This window comes from Nonomuraea glycinis (assembly GCF_014646515.1).
GTDB lineage: Bacteria > Actinomycetota > Actinomycetes > Streptosporangiales > Streptosporangiaceae > Nonomuraea > Nonomuraea glycinis.
The window spans coordinates 147350-165157 of the sequence record NZ_BMNK01000013.1; the positions used below are offsets into that span (position 1 = coordinate 147350).

At 70.9% G+C, this 17808-nt stretch carries 15 protein-coding genes; 12 read left to right on the forward strand and 3 right to left on the reverse strand.

Annotated features, from left to right (window positions below):
• Positions 1-10 precede the first annotated feature (10 nt).
• Complete coding sequence (locus IEY87_RS31200; RefSeq protein WP_189142404.1) at positions 11-685, forward strand: response regulator; 675 nt, start codon at positions 11-13, stop codon at positions 683-685.
• Between the two features lie 6 nt (positions 686-691).
• Here the strand turns inward: IEY87_RS31200 and IEY87_RS31205 are convergent, their stop codons facing one another.
• Entirely contained in the window at positions 692-1372 is a 681-nt protein-coding gene (locus tag IEY87_RS31205) for a TetR/AcrR family transcriptional regulator (protein WP_225277811.1), read from the reverse strand.
• Positions 1373-1497: 125 nt separating this feature from the next.
• Between IEY87_RS31205 and IEY87_RS31210 the strand changes: the two genes are divergently transcribed.
• The 3 genes from IEY87_RS31210 (at position 1498) to IEY87_RS31220 (ending at position 7713) form a co-directional block, all read left to right on the forward strand.
• Positions 1498-2226 carry an NAD(P)-dependent oxidoreductase gene (locus IEY87_RS31210; protein WP_225277812.1) on the forward strand — a complete coding sequence of 243 codons (729 nt, stop codon included), beginning with the start codon at positions 1498-1500 and terminating at the stop codon, positions 2224-2226.
• A gap of 295 nt (positions 2227-2521) precedes the next feature.
• The gene (locus IEY87_RS31215; RefSeq protein ID WP_189142405.1) at positions 2522-7117 is read left to right on the forward strand and encodes a hypothetical protein; all 4596 of its coding nucleotides are present in this window, start codon (positions 2522-2524) and stop codon (positions 7115-7117) included.
• Complete coding sequence (locus tag IEY87_RS31220; protein ID WP_189142406.1) at positions 7114-7713, forward strand: FixH family protein; 600 nt, start codon at positions 7114-7116, stop codon at positions 7711-7713. The genes IEY87_RS31215 and IEY87_RS31220 overlap by 4 nt, the downstream gene beginning before the upstream one ends.
• A 55-nt stretch (positions 7714-7768) precedes the next feature.
• On the opposite strand, the gene IEY87_RS31225 is transcribed toward IEY87_RS31220, so the two are convergent.
• On the reverse strand, positions 7769-8125 hold the full coding sequence (locus tag IEY87_RS31225) for a hypothetical protein (protein WP_189142407.1): 357 nt from the start codon (positions 8123-8125) through the stop codon (positions 7769-7771).
• A 305-nt stretch (positions 8126-8430) separates the two neighbouring features.
• Entirely contained in the window at positions 8431-9360 is a 930-nt protein-coding gene (locus tag IEY87_RS31230) for a C40 family peptidase (protein ID WP_194511345.1), read from the reverse strand.
• A 345-nt stretch (positions 9361-9705) separates the two neighbouring features.
• Here IEY87_RS31230 and IEY87_RS31235 point away from each other — a divergent pair, with 345 nt between their 5' ends.
• The 8 genes from IEY87_RS31235 to IEY87_RS31270 all read left to right on the forward strand — a co-directional run bounded on the left by IEY87_RS31235 (position 9706) and on the right by IEY87_RS31270 (position 17794).
• Positions 9706-9999: a hypothetical protein gene (locus IEY87_RS31235; protein ID WP_225277813.1), complete on the forward strand. Its 294-nt coding sequence runs from the start codon at positions 9706-9708 to the stop codon at positions 9997-9999.
• Positions 9996-10826: a DUF8175 domain-containg protein gene (locus IEY87_RS31240; protein ID WP_189142409.1), complete on the forward strand. Its 831-nt coding sequence runs from the start codon at positions 9996-9998 to the stop codon at positions 10824-10826. The genes IEY87_RS31235 and IEY87_RS31240 overlap by 4 nt, the downstream gene beginning before the upstream one ends.
• Before the next feature lie 14 nt (positions 10827-10840).
• Positions 10841-11983, forward strand: a complete 1143-nt coding sequence (locus tag IEY87_RS31245; protein ID WP_189142410.1) for a hypothetical protein — start codon at positions 10841-10843, stop codon at positions 11981-11983.
• Entirely contained in the window at positions 11970-13460 is a 1491-nt protein-coding gene (locus tag IEY87_RS31250) for an SCO6880 family protein (protein ID WP_189142411.1), read from the forward strand. The genes IEY87_RS31245 and IEY87_RS31250 overlap by 14 nt, the downstream gene beginning before the upstream one ends.
• Before the next feature lie 84 nt (positions 13461-13544).
• Complete coding sequence (locus IEY87_RS31255; protein ID WP_189142412.1) at positions 13545-15020, forward strand: putative type IV secretion/conjugal transfer ATPase; 1476 nt, start codon at positions 13545-13547, stop codon at positions 15018-15020.
• A 102-nt stretch (positions 15021-15122) separates the two neighbouring features.
• Positions 15123-15908, forward strand: a complete 786-nt coding sequence (locus IEY87_RS31260) for a S1C family serine protease (protein ID WP_189142413.1) — start codon at positions 15123-15125, stop codon at positions 15906-15908.
• A gap of 14 nt (positions 15909-15922) precedes the next feature.
• Entirely contained in the window at positions 15923-16906 is a 984-nt protein-coding gene (locus tag IEY87_RS31265) for an AAA family ATPase (RefSeq protein ID WP_189142414.1), read from the forward strand.
• A gap of 3 nt (positions 16907-16909) precedes the next feature.
• A complete protein-coding gene (locus tag IEY87_RS31270; RefSeq protein WP_189142415.1) occupies positions 16910-17794 on the forward strand; it encodes a DUF58 domain-containing protein in 885 nt (294 codons plus the stop codon).
• The last annotated feature ends 14 nt before the right edge of the window (positions 17795-17808 follow it).

Consider the following 17808-nt stretch of genomic DNA (forward strand, 5'->3'; position numbering starts at 1 on the left):
GCGGGACGTCATGATCCGTGTCCTGCTGGTCGACGACCAGCCGCTCATTCGCAGCGGATTCCGCGCCCTCCTCGACCTCGAAGACGACATCGACGTGGTGGCCGAGGCCGGCGACGGGGTGGAGGCCCTGGCTCTGGCCAGGAGGCATCTGCCCGATGTCGCGCTCATCGACGTCCAGATGCCGGTCGTCGACGGCATCGAGGCGACCCGGCGCATCGCCGCCGACCCGGCCCTGGCCGGGGTGCACGTCGTCATCCTGACCAACTACGGCTTCGACGAGTACGTCTTCAACGCGCTGCGCGCCGGCGCGGCCGGCTTCCTGGTCAAGGACATCGTGCCCGAGGACCTCCTGCACGCCGTACGCGTCGCCGCGCGCGGTGACGCGCTGCTCGCCCCGTCGATCACCCGCAAGCTCATCAACAGGTACGTCACCCAGCCGCTCACCACCGGCACCGCCGAGGCACTGGGCCACCTGACCAACCGCGAACGCGAGGCCGTCGCCCTGGTCGCGCAGGGCCTGTCCAACGACCAGATCGCGGACCGCTTGCTGATCAGCCCGATGACCGCGAAGACCCACATCAATCGAGCCATGGCCAAGCTCCACGCCCGCGACCGCGCCCAACTCGTGGTCCTGGCCTACGAATCCGGCCTGGTCACCCCACGTACGAACCCAGGCACGGCGTAGGCCGGGTCACGGCCAGCGTTCGCGGTGTCGGTGCAGGCCGTCGAGGATCAGGTCGAGGCCGACGTCGAACTCGTCGGTGTAGGCGTACCCAGGTCTCAGGGCGCGGTCGACGATCATCTCGGTGAGGTGCGGGAACTCGTCGTCGGGCAACTCCTGCAGGAGCGAGCCCGCCACGTCCTCCAGCTCGGCGGACGACTGGAAGGGCAGGCTCAGCTCCTGGAGCGTGAACCCGTAGATGTAGCTGTCCAGCACCGAGAACGCGTGTGCCGCGCCGGTGATCGAGAAGCCGCCCGCCCGTAGGCAGCCGATGACGGCGTTGTGGTGGCGGAGAGTCGCCTTGGCCTGGTCGGGGTTCGTCCGTGAGTCCATCAGCCCGATCGCCCACGGGTGGCGGACCAGTGCGTCGTGCATCGAGACGGCCCGCCGTCGCATCGCTTCCCGCCAGTCGGCGTCGTCCGGCGGCAGCTCGATCTCCCCGAAGACGAGGTCGACCATGCCGTCGAGGATCACGTCCTTGTTGCGGAAGTGGTGGTAGAGCGACGCGGCCTCGACCCCGAGCCGCTCGGCGAGTCCGCGCATGCTCGGCACCTCGGTGCCGGCCTCGTCCGCCATCTCGACCGCCGTACGCAGCGCCGTCTCCCTGCTGAGCGAGGTGCGGCGGGGCGCGGGCGTACCGGATGTGGCCACGAAACCCTCCCACCTGCACTGCTGCTTGAACGGCTTGACAACCTTACACCGTTAGGGGACTCTAACAGCGTTAGACTCTGCCTAACAGTGTAAGGGCGGAGGTGGGTCGAGCAGAGGAGACGGTCGTGGAACCCATCAGGTCGGACGGAGCCCCACTGCCGGGCGCGGGGAAGAGGATGTGCGTCGTCGGCGCGTCCGGGAAGCTCGGCCGCTACATGGTGCGGCACGCACTGGAGCGCGGGTACGAGGTCGTGGGGGTCTGCCGGGAGAAGAGCGTGGCCAAGCTCGCCGAGTTCGAGGGACGCATCACGGTGTTCCCCGGGGCGACCGACGACCGCGCGGTCATCGCCCGGGCGGTGCACGGGTGCGATGCCGTGCTCACGGTGCTGGTGCCCTGGGGAGTGCGTCACTACGCCTCCGGTACGGCCCAGGCCGTGCTCGACCACGCGCGCCCGGACGCCCGGCTGGTGTTCTCCTGCGGCTGGCACATCACCCGCGACGGGCAGGATGCGTACACCTGGACGTTCAAGGCGTTCGCCACCGTTTTCGGGCGGCTGGCGAAGCTCGCCCGCGTCGTGGACATCGACGACCAGGTGGAAGCCTGCCGGAGGGTCTTCGCCAGCGACACCGGCTGGACGGTCGTGCGCGGCAGCGACCTGGAGGAGGGCGACAGCCAGGGCCTGCCGGTGTGGAGCCGGCACGTGGGCGACCCCGTCCTGGCGAGCAACCTGACCCGTCGCGTGGACTTCGCCCGCTTCATGGTCGAGGCGGTGGAGAACGACGCCCTCATCCACGAGGCCCCGGCCATCGTCGGCCGGCTGACCCCCTCGGCCCTCGCCCACGCCGGTGAGTGACCCGGAGGTCGGAGGCGACCAAGCCGGGGGAACCAACTGGTAAACCGGCGACGGTCTTCGGTGTGGTCTCGGTGAGTCTGTCCCGGATCGGGATCACCGAACCGTAGCCTGACCTGCAGATTCGGCAGCCGTGTGATCGGAAGTCTCGGGGCGATCACGCGCTGAATGACCATCCCCTCTGGTCGCGATCTCGTCAGAGCAGCCCGGGGGCCGACCAGGTGATGGTCATTCGGTAGGAGGATGCTTGTCCGCGCCGCACACTGATTTCGTTCCGTTGCTCCTTGTCGCCGTCATCATGACGGCCCTGCTGTTGCGCCGGTCGCGCAGCCGCTCTTGGGTTTTCAGATCGCTGCTGGCCGTCGGGGCCTGCCTGTGGATAGCCGTCTCCGGCGGATCGATGTGGTTGATGAGCCACGCGATCGCCGAGAGGGTCCCCAGCTCGCCGACGGCGAACCCGTGCGCCGGGAGGCCGGCCGAGAGGTTCGACGTCTCCCTGATCAACGTGCCGCTGTTCCTCAACCGGTTCGGTGACGTGGTGCCCGAGGGGCGCATGTACGTCCTCGACGAGAACATCAAGGCGGTGCGCGCCGGTTACACGCAAGCCGCCAACCCGGCCAAGGTGAACGAGAAGGAGTTGATCGAGCCGCTGGTCCTGCGGGCCAACCGGGGCGAGTGCGTCGTGGTGCGGTTCACCAACCGGCTCAACGAGCCGGCGCCGCCGCTGAACAAGCAGATCCGCAACGCCGCGATCTTCGCGCTGCCGGGCGAGATCGTGAAGGCGCCCGGCACGGTGACGCCCAAGCCCCGCCAGTTCGCGCCGGCCGCCACCGTTCCGGACAACGACTTCGACCCGCGGACGGCCCCGAACGCCTCCATGCACTTCGACGGCCTCAACTACGACGTCAGGACCTCGGACGGCACCGTCGCCGGCCGCAATCCGGACTCCACCGCCCGGCCCGGCGAGACGATCACCTATCGCCTGCACGCCCATGCCGAGGGGGAGTTCCAGTTCAAGGACGGAGCGGACTACACCTCCCACCAGACCCAGCCGGTGGATGCCGACGGCAAGGTGCGCTTCATCGGCTCACACTCCTTCGGCGCGTTCGGCGCGTTCGTCATCGAGCCGCCCGGGGCGACCTGGGTGGACTCCCGCACCGGGGGGCCGCTGCCGTCCGGGACCCGGGCCATCATCAAGCGCCCGGACGGGGTGGATTTCCGGGAGCACGTGCTGTTCATGCACGACGAGGTGGAAGCGGAGCCGGGCATTCTGACCCGGTTCTGCCGCACCGAGGGCGGGGCGCCGCAGCCGCGCACCAGCGAGTGTGTGCGCCCCACGAAGGCCCAGCTCAGGCTGCTGACCAAGGGCACGCTGCGCGCCCTCGGCGGTGGTGACGCGGACACCCTGGTGAATGGCAGGGTGCCGGTCAAGCTCGAGTGGTTCGCCTTCAACTACCGCTCCGAGCCCGGGGACAACCGCGAGGAAGTGGGGTGCGGGGCAGCGCGGCGCGCCGCTCAGGGATTCGACGCCGAGGCCTGCGTCGGCGAGGAGACGGCACTCTCCTCGTGGGTGTACGGCGACCCGGGCGGCGGGGATTCGGTGATCCCGAACTACCGCGGCGAGCCGACCCAGGTCCGTCTGCTGCACCCCGCGGAGGCCGAGACGCATACCTTCCACTGGCACGTCAACCGCTGGATGTTCGACCCGGCGGACGAGGGGGGCATAGACGAGATCAGCAGGCCCACCCATGTGACGTCGACGACCAACCCCCTCGACGTGCAGTCGGTCTCCCCGGGCAGTCATTACGGCCTGGTCCTTCAGGGGGGTGCGGGGTCGGCGGGGCCCGACAAACGGGCGACCTTCGGTGATGTCATCTTCCACTGTCACCTCTATCCGCACTTCTTCTCCGGCATGTGGGGCCTCAACCGCACGATGGACAAGCTGGCGGACGGGACGCGGCGGAATCCGGACGGGACGCCCGTGCCGGCGCTGGAGCCGCTGCAGGACCATGACTATCGGCCGGACGTCCCGGGTATCAACCCACCCCCCTCGCCCAGGGCGGCCACTCCGGGCTTTCCGTTCTTCATCCCGGGGCAGTTCGGCTTCAAGGCGCCGAAGCCGCCGCTCGGGGTCTCCAGCCGAGCGGCAGGCGGCGTCTTCCCGCCGACCGCACTGGAGAAGGCGGCGGCCGACCCGGGCGCACGAGTGCCCGGGGGCTTCTTCCAGGACCCGTGCCCGGTCGGCAGCCCCACCAAGACGTACAAGGTGGCGGCCATCCAGATCCGGCAGCTGTACAACCCGAAGTTGAAGTGGACCAACCCACAGGCCCGGGTCTACGTTCTGCAGTCCGACAAACAGGCGGTGCGAAACGGCCGTAAACCGGAGCCGTTCGCGCCCATCCTGAACGTCGGCGACTGCGTGGTCTACAAACTGACCAACGAGTTGCCCCGTAAGTTCGGCGGCACGGTCTTCGACCGCTTGCAGGTGACCAACGAGGTCGGCATCCACCAGCACATGGTCTACTTCGACGTGCTGACGTCCGATGGAGCCGCCAACGGCTGGAACTACGACCAGGGCGCCGACATCGGCCAGACGATCACATTTCGCGATTTCGTTCATGAGAACACCACGGCGAACTCGTTCCACGACCACTTCTTCCCGAACGTCCATCAGAAGAACGGCCTTTTCGGCGGCGCCACCATCCACCCGGCCGGGTGCGTACCGGTGCTGCCGAAGAAGAGCAACTCGGCGATCTGGCGGAGGGCGCCGATCGGGACCGTTTTCGACCTGCACTGCAAGCCGACGGTCGACCACAACGGTCAGCGCACCGACGGCCGGGACTATCGCAACTTCTCGCTCTTCGTCGAGGACCATGTGCCGCTGTTCCAGCCGAACGACCCCAGGAAGCGCACCGACGACAGGTTCGCCACCAAGTTCGGGGTGCCGATCTTCCCGGCCAAGTTCCCGTCGAGCAACGACGACCAGGGCGGCATGGGGATCAACTACCGGCTGGAGCCGTTCGAGGCCCGCAGGAACGCCGACCCGTCGAAGCTGTTCAACTCGGCGGTCCATGGGGATCCGTTCACCCCGCTCCTCAAGGCGTACCGGGGTGATCCGGTGAAGTTCCGGCTCTTCCAGCTCTCGCAGGAGGAGTCACACGGATTCAACCTCGATCAGTTCCGGTGGAAGTTCGAGCCACGAGATCCCGGATCGAACGTCGTCGGGGCGCAGCACATAGGCATGCTCGAATACTTCGACGTGTCTCCCGCGCCGGACGATCCGGTGCCGGTCGCACCGGAGACGAAGAAGGTCGACTACCAGTACAACTACGCCGGTGCCGATGACTGGTTCCTCGGGGCCTGGGGGCTGCTACGGCTCTTCCCCTGTGTCGATCCGTCATCCGGAAAGACGCCGATCCCCATGCTGCCGGACTTCCCGCGCCGCGCCTGCGCGGGTGGGGTGAACGACAGGTACGCCGAGCCTGCCGCGCAGTCGCTCACGAGTCAGCGCGGCCGGACGAGCGTCCTGCCCTTCTGCGCGACCGGCGAGAACCGAACCTTCGACATCATCGCCATGAACAAGGACATCACTTACAACAAATTCGGCGACCATGATCCGAACGGCTTGATGTACGCGCTGGCCGCCGATGAGCACGCGCTGCGGACCGGCGGCAAACAGCCGGAGCCCCTGGTGATCCGGGCGAACTCGGGTGACTGCGTGACGGTCAACTTCACCAACAAGCTCGATCCGAAGAAGATGAAGCCGCACTGCCACGAAGCTCTGGAACCGGGGCAACTCGGGTTCAAGGAGAACGAAGTGCGCTTCCCGCAGTGCATCGACCGGCCACCCAAAGACGAGAACAACGTCCCGGGCTTCGAGCCCTTCCCGGTGAGCGCGAAGGCGTCGATCAGCGCGCAACTCATCCCGGGGGCGCCACCCGAGGCGGTGGCGCCCGGACACAGCACGCGGTACCACTGGAAGGTGCCCACGGACCTGACGGGCATGGCGCTGCTGCGGGATCACGCCGACGTGCAGAACCACCTGCACCACGGCCTGTACGGGGCGCTGATCATCGAGAAGCCCGGCTCGGAGTACCTGAACCCGGTGACCGGCCGGCCGCTGACCAGCGGCACCGCAGCGGTGATCATCCATCCGATGGAGCAGGACTTCCGGGAGAACATCATCTTGATGAACAGCGACCTGTCGCTGTTCTACAAGGACAGGAACGGCAATCCGAAGGACGACCACTTCGTGCCGGACAACTTCGACCTGGTGCTCACGCCGAGCCGGCAGGCCGACGACCCAGAGGACATGGGAGAGTTCTCCATCAACTACACCAACGAACCCTGGTCACACCGGTTCGCCCAGAACCAGAACATCACCGACATCTTCAGCTCCGCCGTGCACGGTGACCCGTCGACGCCGGTGTTCCAGGCGTACACGGGTGACAAGACGGTCTTCCGGGTCGGGCAGGCCGTGGGCGACCCGCGCTCCACGAGCTTCGCCCTGCACGGCCACACCTGGCGCCGGTCACCCGACGACCCGCAGTCCCAGATCGCGGCGACTCAGGGTCAGTTCAACCCGGGGACCGTCTTCAACATCGTCCCGGGCGTGGTCTACGACTTCGTCGCGGATCCGAGGTCGGGCGGTGGGGCCGGTGGCTTCCGCGCCGCGCCGGGGGACTACCTCTACCACTCCAACACCCTGCCCCGTCATCTCCCCGGTGGACAGTGGGGGTTGTTCCGGGTGCACTTCGGCCTGCGGCCGGACCTGATCCCGCTGCGCGATGACGCGGTGCGCAGACCGGGCCCCAGGCCCGCCGACGCGCCGGACCCGCACGGGTGGCTTCCCGACGCGGCGGATCAGGGCAGCCAGCGTAGGAGGTCGGAATGAGCCTGAAGAGCAAGTTCAGGGGGTCGGACGAGACGCTCGGCAAGCCCGTACCGGCACGCCGGCAGGCCAGGCCCGACCGGCGCCGTCCGGCGACATCCACCGGGCTGAGCCCACTCGGCCAGGGCCTGGTGCTCGGGGTCTGCGTCGGCATGACGTTGGCCCTGGGCATCGGGGTGATCGGCTTCCTCGTCACCCGGCCGACGGCCGCGGGCCCGGCGGTCGCCGGGCAACCGGTGGCGGACCAGGGATCCGCGGGGGCGACGAAGGGCGAGCGGCCGCCTGCGGCGTCGATCGACGTGACCGCCACGCACCTCGGTGACCTGCAGGTACGGATCGTGGCCCGGGTGAGCGCGCCCGGCTCCTACGATCCGGTCACCAAGGCGCAGGTCGTCGCCTGGACGGACATGGTCGCCATGCCGATGGCCCATCGGCAAGGGCCCATCACCATGACCGAGGTGCCCGGGCGACCCGGCACCTATCAGGCGTTCACCAAGGTGGCGATGGTCGGGGAGTACAACCTCACCGTCGAGACGCTGCAGCCGATGCCGTCCAGGGCCGACAGGCGGCTCGACGTCGGGGAGGTGGCGAAGGGCTGAGGCCCGCGCCGGAAAGGGCGCCGTGGCCGACCGGCCACGGCGCCCTTTCGCGGTGTCAGCGCAAGGTGACGGCGACGACTCGCCAGGGGGCGCTGCGGCGGTCGCGCTGCAGGGCGACGAACACGGTCATGGTGAGTGGCCGGCCACGCCAGCCGTCGGCGCCGATCGGGGTGACGGTGAGCCGCCACTGCCGGTCGGCGTGGGTCGCGGTATCGGGCTGACGCTGGTCACGGCCGGCGATGAGGGAGGGTTCGGTACGCGCGTGGTGCGCGGCCCAACCGGTCCAGGCGGCGTCCGTACCGACCTGTGAGCCGGCCCGCAGGTCCGCCAGATAGGCCGGGCTCAGCCAGCCCGCGGCGCGCAGGACGGCGTCGCGTTGATCGCTGTCGGTGGTGGTGTCGATACGCCACATCGTGGTCAGGACGGCGGCGCTGACGGCGTCGGCATCGCGCTGGTCGATCTTCCCGGGGGCGGGAGCACGGGAGGGAGCAGGAGCGGAGGCAGGAGCAGGAGTGGAGGCAGGCGGAGAGGCAGAGGCAGAGGTAGGGGTAGGGGAAGGGGCCGGGGAAGCGGTGGTGGGCGTGACCGAGGGCCGCCAGGAGGTCACGTCGGGTGCGGGGGCGGATGCGACCGGCTCGGGATCGGCCGCGACGCATCCAGTGAGTGCGAGGGCAGCGGCCGTGACGACGGCCTGGGCGGCGGTGCGGGCACGCGGGCTCATGCGTACCTCCGGATGGTCCAGTCGGCAGAGGTGAAGGCGTCCAGCGGGGCGATGCGGACGACGTCGCCGGCGTGCGGGGCATGGATGACCTGACCACCGCCGACGTAGATGACGATGTGGCTGATGCCCCGGCCGTTGCGGTGGTCGATGCCGATGACGTCGCCGGGCAGCAACTGGTCGCGGGGGATCGGGGTGCCGTACTCGGTCGCCTGGACGGCGGCCAGGTGGGGGAGTTGGACCCGGCCGCCGGAAGCGGCCCAGACGGCATGAAGGACCAGGCCGCTGCAGTCGAAGCCGACGATGCCGGCGGCTCTGCCGATGCCCGGGGTGGGGCCGTTGGGTCCGCCCCCGCCCCAGGCGTAGGGGGTGCCCAGCCAGCGCTGCGCGGCGGTCACCACGACGCCGCCGAACCGGGTGGCGCCGATCGCGGTGAGCGAGGTGTCGGTGAAGTGCGCGACGCGGGCGAGGACGCGGCGGACGTAGTCCTGCGTTTCCGGATATTGCGGGATGCCCTGGTGGCGCAGGACCGCGTCCGGGCCGGCGTTGTAGGCGGCGAGCATGTGGGCGGTCGAGTCCCCGGGCACCTGGGCGGTGGTGCGGGCCAGGGCGCAGTCGTACCGCGCCATGGCCATGATCGCGTCCTCGGGGTCATCGGGGCTGGCCACGCCGTCACCGTCGGCGTCCCGGCCGTAGCTCGCCCAGGTGGCGGGCATGAACTGGGCCATGCCCCGCGCCCCCACACTGGACCGGGCCGTGGGCCGCCAGTCGCTCTCGGCCTCCAGTTGAGCGGCGATGAGCGGCGGGCTGACCTTCGGGCACAGCCGGCCGGCCCGGCTGATCCACGCCCGGTAGGCGGCGGGGACGCTGCCGGGACGCAGCGAGACCGCCGGGCCCGATCCCGGCGAGCCATCGCCCAGAACCACCACCAAGCCGAGCAGAAGGGCCAGGAATGCGGCCGTCGCCGTAATGGCGATTTTTCCACCGTTATTCATCGCGAACGCGCCTTAACATCCCTTTTCTTCTGGAACTGTCTTTTCAATACGCCGGGAGTCGCCGGCGCTGATCCGTCGCTTTCGGCCACAGGTGAAGCCGCATTGAGAATGGTGTCGCTAGCGGCCACGCATGTTCCCGTGCAGTAAGGTTTTACCTGGTCAGCGGCTCGCGCAACAGATTATTCAGCCAGTCGACCGCTCGGGCGCGCCAGTTTCGGAAAAACATAAGGCAGGCTTGGTCATTTTCTTTAACCGGTCTGATCACACCGGAGGACCTTCGTGACGCATCTACTGTCTGATCCGTTCCTGCTCGCCGGCGTCGCGACGATGGTGCCGGACCCGGGCATGGGGACACCGCCGCCCGGATCGGAGAAGCTGCTGACGGCGTTGGGCTGGGCGGCGTGGATCGTGACCGGGGTGTGCGTGGCCGGGGTGATGGGGGTGGCCGCCCGGATGGCCCTGGTGCACCACCGTGGCGAGGGCGGCCGGCACGCGGTCGGGCTGGCGTGGGTGATGGCCGCCTGCGTGCTCCTCGGGTCGGCCTCCAGCCTGGTGGGCGCCCTGCTGCCATGATGCTGACCAGCCGACGCCCCGCGGCGTCCGATCCCGCCACCCCGGCGTCCTCGCGCGGCGCGGCGCTCTGGGCCGCCGTCGTGCTCGTGGCCCTGCCGGCGGCCCTGGCCGTGGTCGTGTTCGTGCTGCCCGGCCGCGACGCGACCCCCGGCCGATCACTGCCTCCCGCTCCGGCCCGCCCGACCGGGCCGCCGGCGGCGTCGGCCGCGTCGGCCGGGTCGGCGGCATCCGCCCCGGCGGACGCCCCGCCGTCCGCACCGCCTGCCCCAGGCCCGGACCAGTGCCCGGCCACCCCCAGGGCGCTCACCCGAGCGCTGCCCGCGCGGCCGCCTGCGGGCGTGACATGGACGCTGTTCCACGGCGTCGCACAACCCACCTCGCCCGAGCACGGTCCGCACCGCAGACAGGCGGACGTGGACCGCTGCTTCGCCCACACGCCGACCGGCGCGCTGATCGCCGCCTGGCAGATCGCCACGAGGTTCGTCCTGGCCGACGACTGGCGGCGCGTCGTCGAACTCCAGGTGATGCCCGGCCCCGGCCGGGACGCCTACGTCGCTCAGCGGGCCCGGATACGCGCCGGCGCCGGCCGGGACGCCGGCGGCTACGGGCAACTGGCCGCATTCGGATTCGCCTCCTACACCCCTCAGGTGGCCACGGTGCAGTTGGTCTCCCGGTTCGCGGCCACGGGGCAGTTGCAGGTCAACACCGTCACCGTGGTGTGGAGCGGCGACGACTGGCGGCTGCTGCTGCAGCCGGGCGGCTCGATCAGCCCGAGCCTGCAGGCGGTGAGCTCGCTGACCGGGTTCGTCCCCTGGGCCGGGGTGTGATCGCGGTGAGATCCATGACAGCCGCCCTGCCGGCGCTCACCCCGGGCCCGTCCAGGCCGGGCCTGTGCGACCTGCCGGGCACCGACGCGATCTGCGCGGGAATCGGCGACGTCACCGCCGGTGACACCGGCGTGATCAACGAGCTCGCCGCGACGCTGCAGGAGGCTCAGATCAAGGTCCTGGCCATGATGGCCGGCTTCTGGACGACGACGCCGACACCGACCCTGTCCGACAGCGTCGGCCCCGTGGCCTGGCTGCAGGAGCGTACGCACTGGTATGTCGCGCTGCTGGCCGTGCTGGGGCTGATTCTCGCCGCGGGCCGGCTGGCACTGCGGCGGCGGGCCGAGCCCGCGATGCAGGCCGCCGCCGGGCTGGTGACCCTGACGGTGGTCACCGGCTGCGGGGCGGCGGTGATGTCGCTGCTGGTCCAGACCGGGGACGCCTACTCCACCTGGATCATCACTCAGGCGCTCGGCTATGACGACTTCGCCGGCGCCATCACCCGGCTGGCCAGTTTCGAGAGCCTGACGCTGCCCCCTGGCCTGATGATCATCCTGGCGTTCGTCTCGATCGTCTCCTGCGTCCTGCAGATCATGCTGATGCTGGCGCGCGTCGCCCTGCTCGGGCTGCTGACCGGGATGTTGCCGCTAGCGGCGGCGCTGAGCGGCAGCCAGGCCGGGCGCGTGTGGTTCACCCGGATCACGGTCTGGGGGCTCGCCTTCGCTCTGTACAAGCCCGCCGCCGCGACGGTCTACAGCTACGCGTTCCTGATGTTGGGCACCGCGTCCGCCGAGCTGGCACAGCTGTCCGGCCTCGTGATGATCGCCCTGGCGATCATCACGTTGCCCGCACTGCTGCGGCTGCTGGCCCCGGCGGTCGGCGCGGTCCACTCCGGCGGCGCTGCCGCCGCCATGCCCTGTACGGGCGTCGCCACCGGGGCCCGTGCCCTGCCCATGCTCAGCAGGAACGGCCTCGCCTCCTCCAGCCCGGACGCGGGCAGGGCGGGCAGCCCCGCCGGGCCGCGCGGCGCATGCACCGCGGGCCCGCCGACGACCCCGAGGGCGGCCGTGGCCACCGAGGCGGGCGCGCCCCGCCGTCGCGTCGCCGACAACACCCAGCCACCCCCACAAGGAGGAGGACCGGATGGCGATCACTGACTCCGAGCGCACCTACGGCAACTGGCGCCGCCCCACCAGTCCCGGCATCGGCGCGCTGGGCCTGATGGGCACCCTGCTGCTCCTGGGGGGCCTGGTCGCCTGCGTGATCACCATGATGGTCTCGCTGTGGGCCGCGCTCATCCTCGCGGCGGTCATCGCCTGCGTGCTGGCGCCGATGCTGCTGGTACGCGATCGGCATGGCCGTACCGGCCTGCAGATCGCGACCGCCCGCCTGGCCTGGCTGAGCGGCCGTGGCCGGCGCCTGTACCGGTCCGGGCCGCTCGGTTCCACCCACGCCGGCGCCTTCCAGTTGCCCGGCCTGGCGGCCTGCTCGCAGGTCGTGGACGCCACCGACTCCTGCGACCGCGACTTCGGCCTGATCGTGGTGCCGACGACCGGTCACTACACCGCGGTGTTCGAGGCCGCCGCGGACGGGGCCGCGCTGGTCGATGGCGACCAGATCGACACCTGGGTGGCGCACTGGGGCCAATGGCTGGCCGGCCTCGCCTACGAACCGTCTCTTGTGGCGGTCGCCATCACCGTCGAGACCGCGCCCGACCTCGGCACCCGGCTGCGACGTGAGGTCGCGGACAATCTCTCGCCCGACGCGCCGGACCTGGCGGTGGCCGTCCTGAACGACGTCGTCCGCACCTACCCCGCCGGATCCGCGCAGGTCCGCACCCGGATCGCCGTCACCTACGCCGCCGCCCCGCGCGGCTCCGGCCGCCGGCGCACCACCGACGCCATGATCGGCGAAATCGCCACCCGCCTGCCCGGCCTGACCGCCGGGCTCAGCATGACCGGCGCCGGCGCCGTCCGGCCCCTGACCAGCGCGGACATCGCCGAGACGATCCGGATCGCCTACGACCCGGCCAGTCACGAACCGCTGGACGCGGCCCGCTCGGGCGGTGCGCCGCTCCTCCAGCCCTGGGACCAGATCGGCCCGGCCGCCGCCCAGGAGGCCTGGGACCACTACCGGCACGACTCCGGGATCTCCGTCACCTGGGGGATGAGCGAAGCCCCCAGGGGCGAGGTCCTCTCCCCGGTGCTCACCGACCTGCTCGCACCGCACCGCGACATCGTCCGCAAGCGCGTCTGCCTGCTGTACCGGCCGTACGATCCGGCCAGCGCCGCCCGGCTGGTCGAGCGCGACCGCAAGGACGCCCGCTTCCGCCTCGGCGGCGCCAACGCAGCAGCCCGCGACACCGTCGCGGTGGCCGCCGCCGACCAGAGCGCCCGCGAGGAGGCCAAGGGGGCGGGCCTGGTGCGCTTCGCCATGCTCGTCACCGTCACCGTCCCACAGCCGGAGGACCTGCCCGCGGCCGCCGCCGCGATCGACATCCTCGCTCCGTCGGCGCGGATCCGGCTGCGCCGCATGTACGGCGCCCAAGCCGCCGCCTTCGCCGCCGCGTTGCCCATCGGCCTGGTCCTGCCCGACCACCTGCAGATCCCCGCGTTCGTCCGGGAGGCGATCTGACGCCCTCCGGCTCGGCGGGCGAGGTTCCAGCGCAACTTCTTGAGGTCTGCTCGCGGAGGAGACCTCGGTCGGGAGAGAACGATCATGCCAGGTACGAGTCGCATCCCCTCGGCCTCCGTCCGGCGGCCCGGCGCCCGCGGGTACGGCGGGCGCGGCGGCGGCCGGGTGCCCTACGTGGAGGCGCCGCCGGAATGGCGTGGCACCACCGTCCAGGTGTGCGGGTTGTGGCCGTTCGGGGTCGGATCCGGCACCCCGACGATCGGCGTGCCCCTCGGGCGCGAGTTGACCGGCGGCGCGACCTTGTGCTGCGACCCGATCTCCTGGTTCGCCCGCGCCGGGCTGGTCCACAACCCGTCCGAGCTCGTGCTCGGCAAGCCGGGGCTGGGCAAGTCCACCCTGGTGCGCCGCCAGGTCGTCGGCCTGGCCGGCTACGGCGTGATCCCGCTGGTCCTCGGCGACCTCAAGCCCGACTACGCCGATCTGATCGCCGCCATGGGCGGGCAGATCATCAAGCTCGGCCGCGGACTCGGCGCACTCAACGTGCTGGATCCCGGTGAGATCGGCGCCGCCGCGGCCCGGCTGTCCGGCCTGGATCGCGAGCGGCTGCTGGCCGACGCGCACGGTCGCCGACTCAACGCGGTCGCCGCCCTGATCACCGTCGTGCGCGGTGGCCCCGTGGCCGACACCGAACGTACGGTGCTGTCGGCGGCGCTGCGGGTGCTGGACGAGCGCCACCACGGCGTGCCGATCCTGCCGGACCTGATCGACGTCATCGACGTCGGCCCCGACCCGGTGCGGGCGGTCACCCTGGCGCGCGGCAGCGACGAACGTTATCGGCGGGTGGTCGACCCCCTGCACGCCTCCCTCCTCGGGCTGCTGGACGGGCCGCTCGGCGATGTCTTCGCCCGGCCCACCACCACTCCGATCCGGTTGGACACCCCGGCCGGATCCTGCATCGACATCTCCAGCATCGACGAAGCCGACCAGGAGCTGCAGGCGGCGGTGCTGCTGGCCTGCTGGTCGGAGGGGTTCGGCGCGATCGAGGCCGCGCACGCCCTGGCCGACGCCCACCTGGCGCCACAACGGCGCTTCTGGGTGGTGCTGGACGAGTTGTGGCGGGTGCTGCGGGCCGGGCGCGGCCTGGTCGACCGGGTCGACGCGCTCACCCGCCTGAACAGGCAGCGAGGCGTGGGCCAGGCGATGATCACTCACACCATGAGCGATCTGCTCGCCCTGACGGATGAGGCCGACCGGGTGAAGGCGCGAGGGTTCGCCGAACGGGCCGGCATGATCATCTGTGGTGGGCTGCCCAAGGCCGAGATGGCCTCCCTCACCCAGGTCGTACGGATGTCCGCCCGCGAGCAGCGCATGATCGTGGACTGGTCCACCCCACCCAGCTGGGACAGCGCCCGCGACCACGACGGCGAGCCCCCGGGGCGGGGCAAGTTCCTGGTCAAGGTCGGCGGCAGACCCGGCATCCCGGTCCACATCGACCTCACGCCCGCCGAGCTCGCGGTCAACGACACCAACAAACGCTGGACTTTCTCCACCGCCCGCTAGGAGCCGCACCACGCGATCTCCGCCGACCGCGAGGATCGGTTCTCATGGAGTTCTCAGGCGGATTTTGTAGCACTTTCAACTGAAATTTATGACGATGGGGCAATGGAGCGCGCGCCGCAGGGGGCCGACGCGGCCGAGGCTCAGGGAGCCGTGGCCGGGAGGGCTCGGTGGTTCGTCGCCGGGGGCGGTGCCCTTGTCGTCGTGGCGCTGCTGGCGTACTGGCTGGGAAGCAGCGGCGGGAGCGGCGAGGAGGCCGCGTCCAGGCCGAGCGCGACGCCGACGCCGAGTGCGACGCTCACGGTGCCCGACGTCTTCAGGAGGGTCGGGCCGTCGGTGGTGGTCATCCAGGCCGGGAAGTCGCTCGGCACCGGGGTGATCGCGGCCGACGACGGGACGATTCTGACGGCGTACCACGTCGTGAAAGGCGCGAAGGACGTCAAGCTGACGTTCGCCGACGGCACCAAGGCGAAGGCCGTCGTCGTGTCGACGAACCCCAAGCGCGACATCGCGGCCCTCAAGCCCGCCAAGCTGCCGGAGATCGTCGTCCCGGCGACGCTCGGCGGCGGCGCGGCCGTCGGCGCGCCCGTCGTGGCGATCGGCAATCCGCTCGGCCTGGCCTACAGCGTCTCCACCGGCGTCGTGTCGGGGCTGAACCGGAGCGCCATGGACGGCGACCTCAGCGGGCTCATCCAGTTCGACGCCTCCGTCAACCCGGGCAGCTCCGGCGGTCCGCTCCTGGACGCGCGCGGCCTGGTCATCGGGATCGTCGTCTCGATCGCCGATCCGGGAGGCGATGAGGCGTTCGCCGGCATCGCGTTCGCGGTGCCGATCGGCGTGGCCCTGGGCACCGAAGGCGACGGCCCGCCGGGCGACGGGCCGCAGATCTGATGAAAAGGACCTCCATGACCAAGTCCCCCGAGTCGGCCCATCCGCTCGAACAGGTGCTGTTCGAGGTCAAACGCACGATCGTCGGGCAGGACGTCCTGCTGGAGCGCATGGCCGTCGCGCTGATCGCCGACGGCCACCTGCTCGTCGAGGGGGTGCCGGGCCTGGCCAAGACGCTGGCGGTGCGGTCGCTGGCCGCCGCGATCGCCGGGAGTTTCCAGCGCGTCCAGTTCACCCCTGACCTGGTGCCCGCCGACCTCGTGGGCACACGGGTCTACCACCAGCACTCCGGCGAGTTCCGTACCGAGCTCGGCCCGGTGTTCGCGAACCTGCTGCTGGCCGACGAGATCAACCGCGCCCCCGCCAAGGTGCAGAGCGCCCTGCTGGAGGTGATGCAGGAGCATCAGGTGACGATCGGCCGTGAGACGTTCCGGGTGCCCGAGCCGTTCCTGGTCATGGCGACGGAGAACCCGATCGAGTCGGAGGGTACCTACCCGCTGCCCGAGGCGCAGGTCGACCGTTTCATGATGAAGGTGGTCGTCGACTATCCGACGCGGGCCGAGGAGCAGGCGATCGTCGACCGGGCGCTGCGCCCGCCGGAGCCGCCGCAGCCGATGGTGACGGCCGAGGAGCTGATCGCGATGCGCGCCCGCGCTCAGGAGGTGTACGTCGATCCGGCGATCATCGACTACGCGGTACGCCTGGTCGGCGTGACGCGTTCGCCCGCGACGGCCGGGCTCGGCGAGCTGGAACCGTACGTCACTTATGGGGCGAGCCCGCGGGCGTCCATCGCGCTCGTCACGGGCGGCCGGGCGCTGGCGTTCCTGCGCGGCCGCGACTACGTCCTGCCGCACGACCTGTCCGAGCTCGCGCTCGACGTGCTGCGCCACCGCCTCGTGCTGTCGTACGAGGCCCTCGCGGACGACGTCGACGCCGACACGATCATCACCAGGGTGCTCGGGGCCGTCCGGGCGCCCGACGTCGTCCTGCAGAACCGCTAAGCCATGGCCACCGCCTCCGAGAAGCTCCTGCTCCGCCTGGAGTGGAAGGTCGTCCGCAGGCTCGACGGCCGGCTCCAGGGCATGCACCGCACCGCGCACCGCGGCTCCGGGATCGACTTCACCGGGTTGCGCGCCTACAGCGACGGCGACGACGCCCGGCACATCGACTGGAACGTGACCGCCCGGCTGGACGAGCCGCACCTGCGCGTGTTCACCGAGGATCGCGAGCTGACGGTGTGGCTCGTGCTCGACCGGTCGGCGTCGATGGCGGCCGGCCGGCCGGGTCGCGGCAAGCACGACGTGCTCGCCGAGCTCGCACTCGTCCTCGCCCGGCTGTTCGGCCGGGGCGGCAACCGCGTCGGCGCCCTGCTGTTCGACACCGGAAAGCCGCGCGTGGTGCCGCCGGGCACCTCCCGGCGGCACGCGCTGCGGATCGGCGCCGAGCTGGCGCGCACCACTGGGGCGCGCGGCGGTGCCACCACCGACCTGGCGGAGATGCTCGACGCGGCGGGTCGGCTCGCGCGCCGCCGCGCGCTCATCGTCGTGCTGTCGGACTTCATCGGCGACGGCGACTGGGAACGCTCGCTCCAGCGCTTGGCCCGGCGGCACGAGGTGGTCGCCCTGCGCATCGTGGACACCGCCGACGACGTGCTGCCCGAAGCCGGGCTGATCGTGGTCGAGGACGCCGAGACCGGCGAGCAACTCGTCGTCGACTCCGCCGACCCGCTGTTACGGGTACGCTTCCGCGCCGCCGTCGACGCCCGCGACGCCCGGCTCGCGGCGGGCATGCGCCGGGCCGGGGTGCCCGTCCACCGCGTCGACACCGACCGCGACCTGGCCGAGGCGCTCGTCGAGGTCGTCGCCCGAACCCGGGACCGGTCCTCATGACCGCCCTGCCGAGG

Excerpts from the sequence above, each read along its gene's own strand:
- IEY87_RS31255 (WP_189142412.1), top strand. The coding sequence starts at position 13,545 with ATGCCAGGTACGAGTCGCATCCCCTCGGCCTCCGTCCGGCGGCCCGGC.
- IEY87_RS31225 (WP_189142407.1), bottom strand. The coding sequence starts at position 8,125 with ATGTGGCGTATCGACACCACCACCGACAGCGATCAACGCGACGCCGTC.
- IEY87_RS31220 (WP_189142406.1), top strand. The coding sequence starts at position 7,114 with ATGAGCCTGAAGAGCAAGTTCAGGGGGTCGGACGAGACGCTCGGCAAG.
- IEY87_RS31245 (WP_189142410.1), top strand. The coding sequence starts at position 10,841 with ATGACAGCCGCCCTGCCGGCGCTCACCCCGGGCCCGTCCAGGCCGGGC.
- IEY87_RS31270 (WP_189142415.1), top strand. The coding sequence starts at position 16,910 with ATGGCCACCGCCTCCGAGAAGCTCCTGCTCCGCCTGGAGTGGAAGGTC.
- IEY87_RS31265 (WP_189142414.1), top strand. The coding sequence starts at position 15,923 with ATGACCAAGTCCCCCGAGTCGGCCCATCCGCTCGAACAGGTGCTGTTC.
- IEY87_RS31200 (WP_189142404.1), top strand. The coding sequence starts at position 11 with ATGATCCGTGTCCTGCTGGTCGACGACCAGCCGCTCATTCGCAGCGGA.
- IEY87_RS31260 (WP_189142413.1), top strand. The coding sequence starts at position 15,123 with ATGGAGCGCGCGCCGCAGGGGGCCGACGCGGCCGAGGCTCAGGGAGCC.
- IEY87_RS31215 (WP_189142405.1), top strand. The coding sequence starts at position 2,522 with ATGACGGCCCTGCTGTTGCGCCGGTCGCGCAGCCGCTCTTGGGTTTTC.
- IEY87_RS31250 (WP_189142411.1), top strand. The coding sequence starts at position 11,970 with ATGGCGATCACTGACTCCGAGCGCACCTACGGCAACTGGCGCCGCCCC.
- IEY87_RS31240 (WP_189142409.1), top strand. The coding sequence starts at position 9,996 with ATGATGCTGACCAGCCGACGCCCCGCGGCGTCCGATCCCGCCACCCCG.